Source organism: Pseudomonas sp. UM16 (genome assembly GCF_050312595.1).
Classification (GTDB): Bacteria; Pseudomonadota; Gammaproteobacteria; order Pseudomonadales; family Pseudomonadaceae; genus Aquipseudomonas.
The window spans coordinates 1-16,848 of the sequence record NZ_JBNPJT010000012.1; the positions used below are offsets into that span (position 1 = coordinate 1).

The following is a 16,848-nucleotide window of genomic DNA, read 5'->3' on the forward strand; positions in this document are numbered from 1 at the left end:
CATCCGAGAGTTCATAACGCTTTGCCATCACAGGATTCCTTTCCGTAGATAGCCGCCGACTCTACAAAATCTAAGCTCCCGAGGGGCGCCGATTGGGTTTCTCGGGATTTCGTACAGAACCTAGTAATCTGTGCGAGGTGCAGCTGTTCCTCGTGGCCACGGTGCCGGCGAGCTGACATTGGTCAAGCCCCGCGGCGAGTCAGGTAATGATGAGGCTTAAGCAGCCATCACAAGATAGTTATTGACCTCCCATTGAGATGGGCTTTTTTCGTTCAGCTCTTCGGCTTTTCATGAGGCTCAGTGAATACTGGATCCTGCGCCAAAAACCACTCCAATTCCTCTATCGGGTCAGGGTGAACAATTCTGTCAGGCATTGTGATCGTGATTCCGTTGCGTACTGGCTCCTCGATCTTCTGGTTGAGAGTCGTAACTTTTTCTAAATAAGCAATCGCCGAGCCCGCCTGATACTGGAAGGCTCCCAGGTCGGAGAGCTCGAAACCATCTTCATGCAGCAATTTATTTCGATTTCGGGCTAGGTACTTGACCGACCCAACTATCTCGGGCGGTAACAAGTGCGCCACAGAGTCACACTTTTCTTGAAGGCCTCTGCCGTCCGCGCCCAGTCGGGTCAGCAGAGATTCGAGCTTCTTTGTCGCGTTGATGACTATTTCGAGTTGTGAAGTCATGCCAGATATCCGAAGAAAGTAAGCCTTGAGGTGAAGAGTTCCGTCGCTGATTTTGAGGCAGCCGTCTAGGTTGCCACTGGCTGGGGGGCAGGTCAAACAACGTCAACGACGATAGCACGGAACCCATGTTCGCCTTGGGCGGGCTTTTTATTCATAGCTCCCCGAGAGAGAGGAACCGGAATGCACCATATGCCAGACAAACCAGACACCTGGCTTTTTGCTTTGCTGGATGGCTCTGCAGTACATCATCTGCCGATGGATACAGCGCAGGCTCTGGCGCTCGCAAATTCGTAAGCGAAGCGAACGATGAGCCAGGAAGCAGCGCCGCCCTGATCGCCCACAAAAAGCGTTTTTCAAGCATGTACACAGGAGGCAAGCCGTGCGTTCGCTCACGCGCAGACCAATATCGGAGTGAGCTGAACTTTTCAATGCCGTGGATTGATCTGTCGATACCAGCTACTTTGAGACTTCACCCAAGGAGCTCGAACATGGCAGATAAATATGTCGGGAAAATAGTTGGGCTTGGCACGGATAACTTGGAATACGTAATTAACATTTATCAGGACGAGACAGTTGAGCGCTCGCCACACGGCATGGTTCGACATGAAGGCCTGAAGCATTTCGAAATGCAATTTGGGGGAGACGTGAAAAAAATTTCCGAGACTGAGTACGAAATTGTGGCTACAGGCGTGAGGGTTATCGTGCATGAGGGTCAACGCTGAGAGCGTCAGCCCTTCGTTTTGTGCACGTGAAAGAGAGTGCCGTCTGGTTGAACGAGCCTACCGGACAGGGGCTCTTGCAGTTGAAGCTTTCGCAAGGTCGACGGCTGCAGTGATGGCGGATCGAGCTTGAGGGCTGTTCTTCCAGCAGGTCGAGCCTAACGCCGCTGATGCTTGCGCCAAGATGCTGCTGACATCCGATTTACCTAGCTCAGCCAGTGATTCGATCCCCATCTGCTCAAGCCGGGTAATGACGGTTGGGCCTACGCCTTTGAGCGCAAGCAGTGCGGTCCGCTCGTGAGGTGGAAATGGCATCCGGGAAATCCTTTTCTGATCCATGAGTGTTTGGAAGATTGCCTTAAGTTGGCGATTGCCTCAACCGCGCAGTCAGGAACGTGGAGTAATGCTTGCCTTTGCTCACAAATAGCCGGATGACACTGCCCTCCGTGACCGGATCTGACAAATGAGAACTGGAATAGAAATTGCTCACTCTCCCACAACCAAACGCGTTGGGAGCAGGGCCATGATTAACTTGGTGAGCTATTTCGAGATTGCTGCGGTCGTGATAGCTCTGCTTGTTGATGTGGTGGCCATCCATGTCTATCGAGCATACCGCCCTCAAGCGAAAGGCTCATTGGATACTTGCCCAGTTCTGTCCCCTAATGCGGGGAAAATCACTCATCATCCGGGGGGCTCCCATGGGAAGGGTGGCGCCATGGATAAGGTAAAGGACGCAGCAATACAGCACGAGAGAATGCGTACCCTTGAAGAGGATGAAGCTGATTGTCATCGGCTTGGGTTATTGCATCGATTCATGCATATCTCGGCGCTGTCGCCATCGACCCGTACATCACACGCAGCACGCCATGGTTGGTTGTATACGGCTGACGACATAAAGCATTGGATGGTGAAAGACGATAATGCCATCGGTTGCCAGTGTGCCTTCTCGTTAGTGTTAGTCGACGAAAATGGAAAACCACGCAATTCAAGTCTGTTGGTGAGAGCGGCTGTCGCCAGGCAGAATTACTTTTCTGGTCGTGAACGAAATAATCATGCCCCAAGCGCCCCCGACTTCGAAGACTCCAGCGGCCTGGGCTTCGAAAATCGACACTTCAGTGGGAATGGTGATCACGCCTGAGGCTACGATGTGTCCATTCAGCCCCCGCAAATCAACTGCTCCCTTCCGGCAATTCGCTCACGCTTTCTGATTGCCCAGTTTCCTCAGTAATCACACTGAAATCGCTGACCTCAACAGCGCCAAGCCCATAGCCCAGCAGGTGGAAAGAAAACGCCTTGCGCGGCTCTGGGTTATCAAAACTGAAATCCATCTGCAGTGGCTGATCAGCCGTTACTACCATTTCTTCCGGCAGGCCCAACGGGACATCCTGCTCCAGCTCCTTGGCCTTGAGCAATATGTAGGCCTTCTGTTGTGGATCTACCGAACGTATGGTCATGCGCACCCGGGTGTGGGAGCCTTTGGGCATTTCCAGATACTGAGCACCGATAAGGTTGTCGGCCCAGTCATCTTTGATCTGCGCTTGCAGCGGGATGATCGCCGGGCTGCCGAACTGGTAATGCTGATTCAGTGGCGTGCGAAGCAACGAATGATTCAGAGCTGTAGCTTTTGCCAAGGTCTGTCGAGCACGTTTACCACGGTACTGCTCCGTCAAGGTGACCTGTTCGGAGATGAAACCCTTGCTTGCATAATTCCGGCAGCGCTGTTGGAAGTCGCATTCGGTCAAGGTGCCCTGACCATTGTGATAGCGAAGTTTGCCGTTGGTATACGACATGATTTCGCGGCCGGTTTGATAGTCGCGAAACAGCGAACGGCCACTCAACGCTGAGGGGACAGGCAAGCCAAAATAATCGAGTATCGAAGCGCTCAGGTCGACATGGCCGTACACGCCGGACTTCACGTGGGGTAACTGATCCTGTTGGGGAGAAAGCGTCAGGTTGAAGCCCCAGGATGAGGCCAATCGAACACCATCAATGCCGTGGGATTCGTCTGAGGTGATGACCACCAAGGTGTCTTTCAAGATGCCTTTACGTTCCAGGCCGCTGAGAAACTCACCCAGGGCATCATCCAGATAGGCAACGGCGGCCTGCTTGGGGGTGTCATAGCGTTGCAGGTAATCGTCGGGGGCCGAGTAGGGTTGGTGAGTGCCAACGGTCAGCAAGGTCAGCATCCAGGGTTGTTTCTGCTTTTTCAGCTGGCCAACGTAGTCCAGAGCGCCTTCAAAGAACGCCTTATCATCTTTGCCCCAAGGGAACTCCAGGTAATTGCTGTTGGTGAACCATTCCAGCCCCAGGGTGGTATCGAAGCCGATGTGCGGCATGATCTTGTCTTTGGCCATAAAGCGCAGGCCAGCACCCTGCAGGTAGTGGGTCGAGAACCCGTTCTTGCGCAATTGGGCTGGCAGGCAGGCCTGGTTGCGTTCGTTCTGGGTCAGCATCTCGACGCCTTTGGGCGTGCCATTGTCGAGTTTGTCGTAATCGCCGCAGAGCATTGCATACAGGCCACGAATGGTTTGGTGGCTATGCAGCACATAATCTGGCGTGTTCATGCCGCGCTCTGCCCAGCGACTGAGGTTAGGCATGAGGTTCTCTTGATAGCTGCTGTGCAAGGCCTGGCGGTTGACCCCGACATAGGCACCGGGGATACCTTCCAGAGCGATAATCAGTACGTTGCGAGCGCTCCCCGGTGTCGCCAGCAGTTTCTGCCCATCCAGATCCAGTTGGGTGAGCCCCGCCATGTCTGGTGGAGCCTCTACAGTGTCACCCTCCAGCCATTCTTCGGTGCGCATTTGCACATCGCCAACGCTCGCTGCCAGCAACTGATGTGGCAGGTTGTACACAACCCACTGGTCTGCCTCAGAAGGTTGCAGGTGTTGAATGCCCCAATGGGTTAGCAAGAGCAGGAGCGGCGCAGCCCATGCGCTTCGCGGCAAGCCGGGAGCAGGTACGGAACGCCCCATCCACTGGGTTGCCAGCCAAATCACCAGCCCGATCAGCAGGGTGACGGCTAGCCAGGGTTGGGCGAAACCGCCGCCGCTGGAGTTTTCCAGAAATTGCGGGTCAATCAGGTAGTGCAGGTCGGCGATCGTTGGAAGCCTACCCACCGCACTGACCAGTTCGACCGTAGCCAGCGTCATCACGCCCCATGCCAACAACACCGGTAGTGATTGCCACCAGGGACGTTTATGCAGGAGCACGATCAGCAGGCTGGCAATCGCCAGGTCGGAGAGAATGCCGAGCGGATTCAACCAACCCAGTGCCACGCGCAGGCACAACGGGATGAGCAGCACCAGCCCGGTCAGGGCAATAAGGCGCGAAAGGGGGTGCCTTAACAGGCGATGAATGACGTTCACAAAAGTCCTTCTAGCCATCAAATCTTCACATAACTGTGCTTCATAGTATCAGCTCTGTGAAAAGTATCCGGGATCGCCTTGAGGATTTGCGGGCGTGGAGAAGATGGATTGCAGGGATGTTGTTACCAGGCATTTCCCCTGTGCCGGGCCTGCATCGAGACTCCGTGGCGGTTTCAAGGCAATGCAATGGTGACGATTGCTGCAAGCACAGCCCAGGTAATTCAAATTCTGAGTAGAAGATATAGCCAACAAGAATAGTTATGGGTTATTGCGAGGGGTAACATTAGCGAGATGAAGTTTCTTCAACTTGAACACAAGCCAATAATAAAAAAATGGCCGTCTTATCCCTAGCTGTTCAATGCACTTAACAGGGGGTAGTCGGAGGATGTCTTATGAAGCATTCAAGGTCGATCAGCCGTGAAGTGATCTTGTCGTTGCTTGTCAGCTTTTTCCTGGCTGGGTGTGCGCAAAACCCTGATATCCGTACGGGAGATGATTTCACCTCTGGTACTACTGCGAAGCGTTCGACTGATTATGTTGCCTGCGTGCAAGGTGAGCTTCCAGGAAGCTCAAAAATGTACACGGTAAAGGAAAATGACGCGTTAAAACTCTTTGTTGATAGCACTGACCCTGATAAAGCCACGGGCCTCATTGAAGTTTCCGCTGCTGGAAGTCAGCAGCACTTTTCCGCCTACCAACGAGATGCTTGGTACGACAAGGGTCGGCTGCTTGACGCTGCGCTAATGTGTTCAAATACCTAGTCGAGCCCAAAGCCCAGCCCTGCGCTGGGCTTTTTGACGGTGCTGAGCAAACAGGCGTTATGGGGCGCGCTCCGATCGAGTGCGGCACGCGGTAGTATTCAATACTTTAAACAATCTAATAAATCGGTCATGAACAGCGAAACGGAATTCAACAACGCAGACAGGTCGTCTAATTGGAAAACCTACTACGACCACCATGAAGGCCGTCCAGCCTCTGTGCTGCTTCGAGCGGCCTTACACCTTGTCGACACCGACACGCCCATCAGGCAAGCAATAGACCTCGGCTGTGGTGCCGGCAACGACACCAGGTTCTTGTTGGATTCAGGCTGGAACGTGCTGGCGGTTGATCGTGAGGACAATGCAATCAACCTTGTAAAGGCAAGGGGGCGCGGCTTTCCAGAAGGTCAGTTGTGCGCAGTGGCGCAGGCGTTTGAATGCCTACATCCATTGCCTTCGTCATCACTGATTTTTGCTGGTATGGCTTTACCATTCTGCCACCGTGAGCATTTCGCAGACTTCTGGTCGAACATTCTCTCGACGCTGGAACCGGGCGGCGTTTTTGCCGGGAATCTGTTCGGTGACAGGGATGATTGGGCAGACCGAACATTCATGAATTTCCATTCCGAAGCGCAAGCTAGAGCGTTGTTCCAGGGCTTGGATCTTCATCTGTTCCAAGTACATGAAGAGGACGGCCCATGCATGCGCGGCTTCAAGCATTGGCACCGTTTTGACTTTATTGCAAAGAAACCAATAGCGCGCGCCTAGCATCATTTATGCAGATCGCTCAGTCGCGCAGGGCTTGTTTTCGCACGACTGAGCGCGCTGTACTACTTCGCCAATGCCATAATCATCGCCACCGTCAAATACAAGCGCGGCGCCACGCTACCCAGCTCAATGTACTCGTCATCTGCATGCAGCCCCGCACCCACCACGCCCATCGTCTCCAGCACTGCCGGTTTGGTACTGCCCGGCACATAGGCGTAACCGGCATCAGTACCAAAGCGCATGGCGATCGGCTCGATTTTCATGCCAATCTCGCTGTACAGCTGTTGCGCCGTTTTCGCCAGTTGTTCTGAACCTTCATTTTTAGCCAACGGTGGTCGACCCTTTTGTAGGGTGACGGTGGTTTCAGTCTCGGCGATTAGTTTCTTCTCGGCAATGCGCTTGGCCTGCGCTAACACTCGCTCGGTTTCACGCAGATCCGAATAGCGCATGTCGGCTTCAGCCGTGGCCAGGGCAGGGATGATGTTGGCTTTCTCGCCGGCCTTGGCCAATGTCCAGTTCACCGTGGTGCCTTTGCTCGGATCGCCCAGGTCCTTGAGCTGGACGATCTGGTGGGCCAGTTCTGTCAAGGCGTTGCGGCCTTGTTCCGGGGCGGAGCCGGCATGGGAGGAGCGGCCCTTGACCTCCAGGCTCAAGCGGTTGATGCCGTTGGTGGCGATAGTCACGGCATCCTTGTCCGGCGGCTCGTAGGAGAACACGTAGTCATGTTTGCGGGCCAGTTCGCTGATGATGGTTTTGGAGCCGGCTGAGCCCATTTCCTCGTCCGGGTTAAACAGCACGGTAAGGGTGTCATAACCTTTGAACTGTTGCTCCTGGAGCAGTTTGACCGCATGCAGGATCATCGCTACGCCGCCCTTGGCGTCAGCAACGCCAGGCCCGTAGGCGCGTTCGCCCTCGGTGCGAAACGGTCGCTTGGCGACGGTGCCGGGGCCGAACACGGTGTCGTAATGCACCATCAACAAAAAGTTCTTGCTACCGCTGCCTTTGAAAGTGCCGACGATGTTGTCGCCCACAGAGGGTGTTGCCGGGCTGGTCTGAACCGTGGCGCCCAACGCTTGCAGACGCTTGACCAGCAGCGCGCTGATTTCATTCAGGCCTTGTTCGGTGCCGGTGCCGGTATCAACTGCAACCAGGGTCTTCAAGGTCTCCAGATACCCTGGGCGCTCGGCTTGTGCTTGCTTGAGCAGCACCGCGGCCGAGGGTTCGGCGGCATGGGTGGTAAGGCAGGTAAGAGACAGGGCAAGGGCTGTAGACAAGGGGAAGCGGGACAACGGCATAGGTGGGACCTCGATCCATGATAGGGATTTTGCCTGTCGCTGCAGGCGCAGACGCTCACTCGTAAAGGTGAATGGACAGGTATTGAGCGTAGACCCTTCGTTGCCACTTGCGCATTGCTATGCTGCTGACTAACGACGAGGGATGCATTGGCGCCTCGCAAATTCGCTGGGATGAACCGCATGGAACCTATTCAGGATTATGTGGTGTACGTCGTAGCGGCCCAGGAAGGCTGGTGGTCTCAGTTGTCGACACTGTTGACGGCGGTGGCAGCGTTTGCTTCGGTGTTCGTTGCCTGTATTGCCGTGCGCTTCAGTGCCAGGCAAATAAAAATGCACGAATTGCACAACCGGCGCATGGCCACGCCCCATCTGTCGGCGTGGAACAGCACCGATGTGAACGCCAGAAGCTACAGTTACACCCTGGAAAACAATGGCCTGGGGCCGGCGATCATTCGCGAGGTCAGCCTCTGGGTGGATGGTGAGCAGCTGTTAGGCGAGGGCCCGGATTTATTAGAGGAGGCCAGCAGACGGTTGCTCGGCGATATCCCTTATGAGCAACACGCTGAGTTGTTTATCGTCGGTGAGTTCATTCCTCCGGGTAAGAAATTCAGTACCTCTACCGTGCTGCTCGAAAACCATGAGCCGGCAGCCATCATGGCTGTGGCCAAGGCGCGACTGCGCCTTCTGGTTCGCTACGACAGCATCCTTGGCGATTGTTTTGTCTACGATTCGGATCGTTGGCGAGATCGCCAGTGACCGACTGATTGCTGGACACTTACGAGGACAGTCCAATGGCAAGTCCAAGCGTGATTACCTTGGTCGGATTCATTGTGTGGGCGTTGGCGCTGCTCATTCTGATGGAGCTGCTACGGGGTTACCTGGTGGTGTTCAAAGGCGTGCCTGCCAATGAGTTCACGCCGGACAACGCCACGCTTTCGCCCTTCATGCAGCGCTTGGCGCGAGCTCACGCTAACTGTGTGGAAGGGCTGCCGATTTTCGCTGGCTTGTTGCTGTTGGCGTTGATCACGGGGCAAACAGCGATCACGGATCCTCTGGCCTATACGTTTCTTGGCGCGCGGCTGATCCAGTCCTGTGTCCACTTACTCTCGCGAAGCATTCCGGCGGTTTTCATCAGGTTTGCCGCGTTCGCTGTGCAGTTGGTCATTGCCGCTGTTTGGGCGCTTGAGTTGCTTTCAGTGTTCATTAAATAGAACGATGTGAGTGATTTTAGGCATATTGTGCGCTTGTCGTTGCAGTTCTAAGCTTCCTGCGCGCTGCCTATGTGCGCAGTATGGAGACCCGGATGAAACCTCGCGCACTACCTGTAGTACTGTTTTCGACCCTCACTGCACTCGGCAACAGCGAGGCGCAAGCGGATGCCGTCAGCTTGCCGCCGTTGCCGCTGGGTAACACCAGCTTTATGGATGGCGTCGTCGGGCCAGGGGTATTGTTCGAGCTGCCGATCCAGCATTACCGCTCCAGTGATGCAACAGACCATCGCGGCAACGCGGTGCCAGGTCGGCAAAAAGTACAAAGCACCACCGTGCTGCCACACCTTGCCTACATCAGTTCACACAAAATCCTCGGCGCTTACTACGGTGCCGAAGTCTTGCTGCCAATCGTTAATCTTGATCTGGACATCGACGGTGGCCCTGATGGTTCGCGAACACGTCAAGGCGACCTGATTTTCAGCCCCATGCTTCTGCAGTGGGCGCCGGTGTCGCTGTTCGGCCGGCCTTACTGGCAACGCCTGAACCTGGTGATCACTGCACCAACCGGTGATTACGACAGTGACGCCAGTATCAATGTCGGCAGCAATGTCTGGGTGGTCAGCCCGCACTACGCCTTTACCTGGGAGCTGACCGATCGACTCGAAGTCAGTGGCCGTCTGCACTACGCTTGGTCCAGCCGCAATGACGACCCAGGCGAGCACCTGCAGGCAAACAGCATTCAGCCGGGTGAGGCGTTCCACAGTAACTACGCCGTGTCGTATGCCGTGTCCGACGCCTGGCGAGTGGGCTTGGCCGGTTATCAGTTGCAGCAAGTTTCCGCCGATCGTATTGATGGCGCGCGCCAATCCGATTCCAAAGAGCGCGTAGTGGGGCTAGGCCCAGGTGTGATGTATCGCCACGGTAAGCAGAGCTTCTTTGCTAACTATTACGTCGAGCAAGGTGCCAGGAATCGCTCCGAGGGCAACCAACTGACGCTGCGTTATCTGCTGCCGTTCTAGCAGGCTGTGCCAGCTACGCTACATTTCGACTTCCAGAGCAAACATGAGCGCACTGAAGATGATTACGGGTGCCGTTGAGCGTCGTTTACTGCTGCTGCCCTTGGGCTGGGGGCTGCTCTGGGCACTGCCCGCTCAGGCGGACAACGCCATGGGGCAGAAGGACAACATCTTCACCGGTGTTAATGACCGCCAAGCCGTCGAGTTGGTAATTGCGCCAGGCTTGGTGCAGGGTTCGCGTCTGGATGGTTTGCTCAGGAACTACTATTTTCAGCGCGATAACCATTCGGACCTGGTGCGGCGTGATCCGACCGAATGGGCACAAGGTTTTCTGTTGTCATTTCGTTCCGGCTTTACCGATACCCCGATTGGAGTGGGCGTTGATGCCCATGCTTTTCTGGGCCTGAAGCTCGATGGCGGAGGAGGGAGCGGTGGTGCTGGTTTGCTGCCATTGGACGCATCCGGCGCGCCTGAAGATGAGTTTTCCAGTGCCGGTGCTGCACTCAAGCTGCGCTACCTCGATACCTTGCTCAAAGTGGGGGATCAGTTGGTGGAAAACCCTTTGGTCGGTAGCGGCACCAGCCGCTTGTTTCCCCAGGGCTACCGTGGCGTCACGCTGAAGAACCACAGTCTGAATGACCTGTGGCTGGACGCGGGGTTTGTCGAGTCCACCCGTTTGCGTAACCAGAGTGGGCACAGTCATCTGGTCACTGCCTACGGTGCAGGCACAGCCGACCGGGAAAGCCCTCATGTGGCTTGGCTCGGTGGCAGTTACAACACACCGCAGGGGCTGCAGCTCACCGTTTACGGCGGCCAGCTTGAAGACATCTGGAACCAGTATTACCTCGGCATCTCAGAGCGCTTCCGGGTGGGCGAGCAACTTACCCTCAAACCCTACCTGCATTGGTACAGAACGAGCGATCAGGGCCGCAGTCAGTTGGGGCGTATTGATAACGATACTTACAGTGGCGGAATAGCCGCGACGGCGTACGGACAGACCCTGACCCTCGGCGTGCAGAAGGTGGACGGCAGAACCCCTTTTGATTACCTCACACAGGATGACCGGATCTTTCTCTACCTGAGCAACTCCCAGCAGTTTGCGGACTTCAACGGTCCCGGCGAGAAGTCCTGGCGTTTGCAGTACGAAACCAATCTGAGCGTCCTCGATGCACCGTCAATGCAACTGATCGTCGCCTACACCCGCGGCGAAGCAGATTTGACCCGCGTGGACCCCAACAGCATCGGTTATGGCTACATCTACAATCCTGATGGCAAGGATGCCAAACATTGGGAGCGTGATGTTGCCCTCAAATATGTGGTACCTGCTGGGGCGGCAAAGGATCTGTCCCTGACCCTGCGCTGGGCCACCCATCGTGAGGGTGACGGCTATACCGCGCCAGGCAACACCCGCGGCAACAGTAGTGCCGATGAGTACCGCCTGATTGTCGACTATCCGGTCAATCTCTTCTGATCGACAGATGATCGTGCATGCCGGTCAATGATTGTGAGCGTGCCCGTCTTGCACGTCGGCGGGTTGTACGTTGAGCAGCACTTCAACCTTTCCGGCCTTTTCGAACTCCAGCAGCAGTGGGAACTGTTCGCCGGCTTTGAGCGGTTTATCGGTTCCAGACAACATCACATGGTTGCCGCCCGGTTGCAGCTTCACCTGCGCCTGAGCCGGAATATCCATGACTGCCACATGTTGCATGTTCATCAAGCCATTGGAGACGGCCTGGGTATGCAGCTTGGCCTGTTGTGCGCGAGGGCTGCTGACGGCGATCAGGCGATCGCTCTGCGTACCCAGATTGCTAACCGTGAAGTAGGCCGAACCACCCGGCAGCTCGACCGGCAGTTCACGCGACCACGGGTTACTGATCAGCAGCTCGCCGAGCTGATAGTCCTGAGCCACACCCAGGGTGCTATAGGCGAACAGTGCAGAAAAAACCAGGAGGCGGGTAACCATGCGCGAATCCCCTCAATAGCGGTGATGTCACCGGTTGCTGTGTTTGGCGGTAATGCTTGACCGTGCCTGTAGGCGTTCGCTCTCTTCTTGCAGGTAGGACATCACTGCCGAGATCTCCAGATCACCCAATCGCAGATTCGGCATCGCCAGGCGGTTGTACTGTTGGTACAGCTGCATGGCCAACGGATCTTTCTCTTCGAGCATCAGATTGGGCTCCTTGATCCAGCGCCTGAGCCAGGCCGGGTCACGTTGCCGGGTGACCCCAAGCAGATCGGGGCCGATGCTGCGCATTCCGGCATGTTCGGTATCACCGAGGGTGTGGCAAGAGGAGCAGCGTGTGCGATAAATCTGCTCACCCGCGCTGGGTGGACGCACACTGGGCGCTGCGGCACTGTCGTTGGTGTTGGCACTGACCAGCTTCCAGTTGTGCAGGCTTTTGCCAAGCCGGTCGGCCAGCACATAGGGGTTCTCCATGGGAGAGGTTTTCATCCAGCGTCCGGTGCTTTGATTGCCAATGATCAGGCTGAGGTTATGGTCCTTGGTTTGCCCGTCGTCGACACCTTTCATGAACAGGCCGAGCTTCTGCCGCAGCACGGTGATGTCTTCTTTGTTGCCAGTCAAAAACTGCCAGCCGGGGCCAATCTTGAAGGCCTCTTTGTAGTGCTTGAGTGCTTCGGGGGTATCGGTTTCTGGGTCGATACTGATCGAGTAGAAAAACACATCCTGGCCCACGCGCTCACCGAGCAGTTTCTGCACTTGACGCAAACGCGCGGTTTCCAATGGGCACGAGTCAGTGCAGGTGGTGAAGATGAAGTTGATCGCCACCACCTTGTCCTTGATCAGGTCGTCAAAAAAACGTACCGACTGCCCGTCCTGATTGATCAGCGCCGTGTTGGGAAAGTAGTCCCGCCCCCATTGTTGCCCTGGGTCGCTGTCAGTGATGGCTGCAAGCGCAGACTGCGCGCTGCCGAGCGTCAGCACCAGCAGCCAACGCTTGAATCTATTCCAGGTGTTGGCGCCCATGACGTGTGCCTCCTGATCCGCGTTCAACGCACTGTTAAGGGGGCAGTGACGGCTTTGCCGCTGGCCGACTTGATCGTCACCGTCGGGTTCGGTGTCGGTCCTGCGCCCGTGGTGCTTGCCGATAGCCGCCAGTTGCCACCGGACAACACCGTAGCGGTGCCTAGGTTCAATAGTCCGCCGGTGGTCGATGCGCTGATCGCGAGGGTGTTACCGATCTTCAGTGAGCTGGTGCCGGAAATGTCCCAGGCGTAGCGGCTGTTACTGCGAACCGTGACGCTGGCGCTAATCACCTTGAGGTTCTGATCTTCCTCAACAACCGCCGGGCTGACCGCAATCCTGACGTTGGCTGGCAGTTGCGATACCGCCCCGCGGGCATCCTTGACCTTGTATTCGAAGAGCGCGGTGTAGGCTTCATTTACTGTCGCCGGTGGGGTGAAGGTCACGCGGGTACCGTCAGTGCTGACACTGCCCTGACCAGAGTCCGGTTGTCCGAGGCTGACCACTGTAAGCGGCAGGTCGCCATCCGCGTCGCTGTCGTTGGCCAGGACGTTGAGGGTGACGGGCACAGCGGCTTTGGTGGCGCCACCGTCGTCCCTGGCCACCGGTAACTTATTGTCCTCATCATCGCCACCGCCAGGCCCTTCATTGTCTTCATCACGGAAGTTGGGCAGGGCGGCGGAACTGATGTACGCCACACCGTCCCAGGTTGGCATCGGTGAAGGCATCAGCTCGAATTGACCAGGGTTCTCCAGGTCAAAACGCAGCAGCATGGAACTGTCTTCATGCTGGGTGTTGTGACAGTGCTCCATGAACGTACCGGCGAATTCGCGAAAACGAATCGCCATCTCGACTTCGCCGGAGCTGTCCACTTCCGGACCCACGCGGTAGAGGTCTTTGCGTGCCCATTTTTCCCATTCCGGCGGCGCCTTGCCGTCGCGGTTGAGGATCACCCCTTCCTCGAAGTGCACATGCACCGGGTGGCTCCAGCCGTTGCCACCATTTTTGATCTTCCAGACTTCCAGGGTGCCATCGCCGCCATAACCTGCATCGGTGGGGCCGTTGGCCAGTTTCGGCGCGGCGGTAATGCGCCGTGGGTCCATGGAATAGCCAAAACCGCCGTCGGTCTTGATCGTCCAGGGCGCGGTGTCGGTACCATCGGAGCGACCAAATTCGAAGCTGCGATGGCGTACCTGTTTGAGCTTGGCCTGCATGTTCTGATCGTTACGATCAATGGTCAGTGGGATCATTTTCTTACCAGCGGCTTTACCCGGCTTGGCGGGTTCAAAGGCCACGGGGTCCATGCTCTGGTCCTGGCCGCTGTAGGCCTTGACGTTGAATTGCAGGAACTTGCCGACCACCGGGTCGCCATCACGCCATCTAGGGCCCTTGCTGGTTTGGTCGACGACCGCCTTGTACTTCTCCGAGAGCACGTCGGCCAATGACACCGCGTCCTTGCTCGGGCCCTTGCCGGTGTCATGCTCCATGAGGTTGACGAAGAAGATCTTGTCGCCGGGTTTGATCCCGTGTTTGGCGAAGTTGATGATGATGTCGTAACGTTCGGCGATGGCCAGTGTCGGCAAGATGCCGTTGTCGTCTTTGAGGTCGCCGTTGCCGTTGAGGTCCATGCTGCCGTCAAACGGTACGGCGTGTTCCATGATGTTGCCGTCGTTGGCGATCATATGGAACGGCACCCGGTTGTACGACACCCCGGAGCCCTGCGGGCCGCGGAACTCGCCGCCGTTGCCCTGGACTTCGCGGACCACGGCGATCTTCATGTAGCGCGATACCGAGCCGTTGAGGATACGCAGACGATAGCTGCGGGCGCGCACGTCGAAGTAGGGTTTGTACAGCCAGTTGACCATCATCTGGTCGCCGATGAAGCCGTCGATATTGAACGGGTTGAACCACAATTGGCCGCTCTGATCCCAGGCTTTGTCGGCGATGGTCAGGTTGACGTCATAGTCGCGGTTACCCCACGCCAAAGCCGTGCCGCTGGGCAGGCGCAGGTTGACGCCGTCCTCGACGGCCTCGTTACCGCGATCCAGGGCGCTGTAGTAGTTCATCATCGCCGCGTTGCCCTTGTAGACGTTATGGGCGGTGAAATCGAGCATGTGATCGTGGAACCAGTGGGTGCTCATGGTCTCGCGCCAGTCACCGCGAACCTTGATGCTGCCGTTTTCGCAGGTCTTGAGCCCCGGATTGCCATCGTTGACCCAGAGCGTTTCGCCTGGCGCACATGGGAACGCCGCCCTTGGGTCCTGGGCACTGGTGTTGATGGTGTCGTAGCCGGCCAGTTGCACCGGCCAACGGTAGTCGTAGTACTGGCCAGGAAAGAAAAAGGCATTGGTGTAGCCGTCGCTTTCAGCCGGGTTGTGGCCATTGTGTTCGTGGGTGCTGAGGGTGTGCAGGCCAAAGCCGCCATTGGCCGCCGGGTCGATCGGCAGGGCGTTGTAGTGGCGCATCAGTATCGGTTGCCCGTAGCGCGCCATCAGCAGTTTTGGTGGCAGCGTGCCGTCGAAGGTCCATAGCGAATTGTGGTTCTGGATCGGCATGTTCGGGTGAAAGCGAATACCAATGCCTTTGGCCGTCCCTTCCGTGGCCGGGATTCCCGCAGTGTTGTGATAAAGCCCGCCGGGACCGAACTCACCCAGGGCGTAATGGTGCATCTGCCGGCTGTCGCGCAAGCCCTGGTTGACCCGCGCACCGGCTTGCGCAGTCTTGATCGCAGCCTGGGGGTAGAACTCGTTCCAGCGTTGATGCGACCAGCCTTTTCCAGGTGGTCGGCCCTCTGCCGGTGAGCCCACCGGATGGCGATTGAGGAAGGCTTCGATCTGCGCCTTCCAGGGGTTGCGGTCGAGAACGTTGGAGTACTGTGTGGGGAACGGCAGTAGCCCGGGTTGGCGCAAGAACGCTTCCAACGCAGCGCCCGTGGGGCCACTACGGGCGACGCTGTTGGGATCCTGCTCCGGGGCTGGCCCGGTGGTGGGGATGGGGAAAGGGAGGGTGCCGGCTTCGGCGGTGGGGTCGAGTTTCTCCGGGCCGAATTCCTCGTACAGGAGCATCTGCTGGGTGAACGGTTGCGCGCCAAACAACGGGCTGGCCAGGCCATTGGTGGGGTAGTTGAAGGACGTCTGCAGCGCCGGTGGCAAGACGTTTTCACCACGCGGAGTGTTTCTATTACCGTATTCACCGTTAGGCAGGGCTAGCGCACCGTGGTTGCCTTCTGGCAGTAATTTCAACGCTTCCATGGCCTCAAACGCGGCCTGAGGCGTAGCGGGAAGTTGGGTATAGGCGGAGGGGTCGGTCGGTGATGGCGGGCTCGTGTCGTCCATCGGCACTGCATTGGCTTGGCTGGCACTGAGGGCGACTAACAACGCAGACGCGAGGCCTGAGAGTCGGAAATGGTTGTGTATTGCGCGACGCTGCGTTGTGGTCATGTGCATAGCGTTCACCTCGGCCCCTACTGGTTCGCTGGCATGAGCGATGGCCAATGAATGTCAATTGGCCACATGCTTGGGCATGGCGCAAAAAACGCACCAAGATGTGGAGACGAGGGTATTAAAAGAAAAGTCTGAGGCTATTCAATAGCTTGCTAACTACTCCATTTGTTGTCGAGCAGCGTTTCGTGTTGGAAAGTGGGGGCAGTTCCCCATATTTGGTTATTTGTAAAAAATTCCCCACTTGTCGGTCGCTTCACCAAGTGCATAGGCTCGCCGGCCCATGCTGGACCATCAGCGTCGGCATCCTTATAATCGTCCATCGCACTTCATACCTGACCCTGCATTTGCGCGGTCAATCTTTCAGGCCACGCTCAGTGGCCCGACGCAAAACGTCGAAGCATCCTCTGCCTTTTTCGCAGATACCTCGCACCGTTGCGGTGTGCCTTGGCCGTTCGCGCCCGCTTGCGCGCATCCGTTATCGCGGTCCATTGGCTTCGACCGTTTTGCCATGGGGCTCGCCGCCCATCGCATCCCGCGCAAACGGCTTTCTCGCAGCCCGCTCTGGTCATGCATGACCGACCCTGCGAAAAAAGGACATACA

Annotated in this window: 15 protein-coding genes; 8 read left to right on the forward strand and 7 right to left on the reverse strand. The window is 56.8% G+C overall.

Going from position 1 to position 16,848, the window contains the following annotated elements:
- Positions 1-272: 272 nt before the first annotated feature.
- The gene (locus ACQRAX_RS15415; RefSeq protein ID WP_412039557.1) at positions 273-686 is read right to left on the reverse strand and encodes a hypothetical protein; all 414 of its coding nucleotides are present in this window, start codon (positions 684-686) and stop codon (positions 273-275) included.
- A gap of 488 nt (positions 687-1,174) precedes the next feature.
- Here ACQRAX_RS15415 and ACQRAX_RS15420 point away from each other — a divergent pair, with 488 nt between their 5' ends.
- On the forward strand, positions 1,175-1,408 hold the full coding sequence (locus ACQRAX_RS15420; RefSeq protein WP_412039556.1) for a hypothetical protein: 234 nt from the start codon (positions 1,175-1,177) through the stop codon (positions 1,406-1,408).
- A gap of 57 nt (positions 1,409-1,465) precedes the next feature.
- On the opposite strand, the gene ACQRAX_RS15425 is transcribed toward ACQRAX_RS15420, so the two are convergent.
- A complete protein-coding gene (locus tag ACQRAX_RS15425; protein WP_412039555.1) occupies positions 1,466-1,720 on the reverse strand; it encodes a helix-hairpin-helix domain-containing protein in 255 nt (84 codons plus the stop codon).
- A gap of 208 nt (positions 1,721-1,928) precedes the next feature.
- Between ACQRAX_RS15425 and ACQRAX_RS15430 the strand changes: the two genes are divergently transcribed.
- Positions 1,929-2,543 (forward strand): hypothetical protein, encoded by a 615-nt coding sequence (locus tag ACQRAX_RS15430; RefSeq protein ID WP_412039554.1) that lies wholly within the window; start codon positions 1,929-1,931, stop codon positions 2,541-2,543.
- 31 nt (positions 2,544-2,574) lie between these two features.
- Here the strand turns inward: ACQRAX_RS15430 and ACQRAX_RS15435 are convergent, their stop codons facing one another.
- Positions 2,575-4,791, reverse strand: coding sequence for an LTA synthase family protein (locus tag ACQRAX_RS15435; protein WP_412039553.1), 2,217 nt, complete (start codon positions 4,789-4,791; stop codon positions 2,575-2,577).
- 374 nt (positions 4,792-5,165) lie between these two features.
- On the opposite strand from ACQRAX_RS15435, the gene ACQRAX_RS15440 reads away from it, so the two are divergent.
- Together ACQRAX_RS15440 and ACQRAX_RS15445 are read left to right on the forward strand one after the other, a co-directional pair.
- Positions 5,166-5,534, forward strand: a complete 369-nt coding sequence (locus tag ACQRAX_RS15440; RefSeq protein WP_412039552.1) for a hypothetical protein — start codon at positions 5,166-5,168, stop codon at positions 5,532-5,534.
- Positions 5,535-5,663: 129 nt separating this feature from the next.
- On the forward strand, positions 5,664-6,299 hold the full coding sequence (locus ACQRAX_RS15445) for a class I SAM-dependent methyltransferase (RefSeq protein WP_412039551.1): 636 nt from the start codon (positions 5,664-5,666) through the stop codon (positions 6,297-6,299).
- Positions 6,300-6,361: 62 nt separating this feature from the next.
- On the opposite strand, the gene ACQRAX_RS15450 is transcribed toward ACQRAX_RS15445, so the two are convergent.
- Positions 6,362-7,594: a M20/M25/M40 family metallo-hydrolase gene (locus ACQRAX_RS15450; protein WP_412039550.1), complete on the reverse strand. Its 1,233-nt coding sequence runs from the start codon at positions 7,592-7,594 to the stop codon at positions 6,362-6,364.
- 180 nt (positions 7,595-7,774) lie between these two features.
- On the opposite strand from ACQRAX_RS15450, the gene ACQRAX_RS15455 reads away from it, so the two are divergent.
- The 4 genes from ACQRAX_RS15455 (at position 7,775) to ACQRAX_RS15470 (ending at position 11,292) form a co-directional block, all read left to right on the forward strand.
- Complete coding sequence (locus ACQRAX_RS15455; RefSeq protein WP_412039549.1) at positions 7,775-8,350, forward strand: hypothetical protein; 576 nt, start codon at positions 7,775-7,777, stop codon at positions 8,348-8,350.
- Between the two features lie 35 nt (positions 8,351-8,385).
- Entirely contained in the window at positions 8,386-8,805 is a 420-nt protein-coding gene (locus ACQRAX_RS15460) for an MAPEG family protein (RefSeq protein ID WP_412039548.1), read from the forward strand.
- Positions 8,806-8,897: 92 nt separating this feature from the next.
- Entirely contained in the window at positions 8,898-9,824 is a 927-nt protein-coding gene (locus ACQRAX_RS15465) for a SphA family protein (RefSeq protein ID WP_412039547.1), read from the forward strand.
- 43 nt (positions 9,825-9,867) lie between these two features.
- Positions 9,868-11,292 carry an OprD family outer membrane porin gene (locus tag ACQRAX_RS15470; RefSeq protein WP_412039546.1) on the forward strand — a complete coding sequence of 475 codons (1,425 nt, stop codon included), beginning with the start codon at positions 9,868-9,870 and terminating at the stop codon, positions 11,290-11,292.
- Positions 11,293-11,316: 24 nt separating this feature from the next.
- Here ACQRAX_RS15470 and ACQRAX_RS15475 read toward each other — a convergent pair whose 3' ends face one another.
- From ACQRAX_RS15475 to ACQRAX_RS15485, 3 genes are read right to left on the reverse strand one after another with little or no spacing between them, the layout of a single operon-like run.
- Positions 11,317-11,784 carry a copper chaperone PCu(A)C gene (locus ACQRAX_RS15475; protein ID WP_412039545.1) on the reverse strand — a complete coding sequence of 156 codons (468 nt, stop codon included), beginning with the start codon at positions 11,782-11,784 and terminating at the stop codon, positions 11,317-11,319.
- 27 nt (positions 11,785-11,811) lie between these two features.
- On the reverse strand, positions 11,812-12,807 hold the full coding sequence (locus ACQRAX_RS15480; protein ID WP_412039544.1) for an SCO family protein: 996 nt from the start codon (positions 12,805-12,807) through the stop codon (positions 11,812-11,814).
- Positions 12,808-12,830: 23 nt separating this feature from the next.
- Positions 12,831-16,244 carry an Ig-like domain-containing protein gene (locus tag ACQRAX_RS15485; RefSeq protein ID WP_412039649.1) on the reverse strand — a complete coding sequence of 1,138 codons (3,414 nt, stop codon included), beginning with the start codon at positions 16,242-16,244 and terminating at the stop codon, positions 12,831-12,833.
- Positions 16,245-16,848 lie beyond the last annotated feature (604 nt).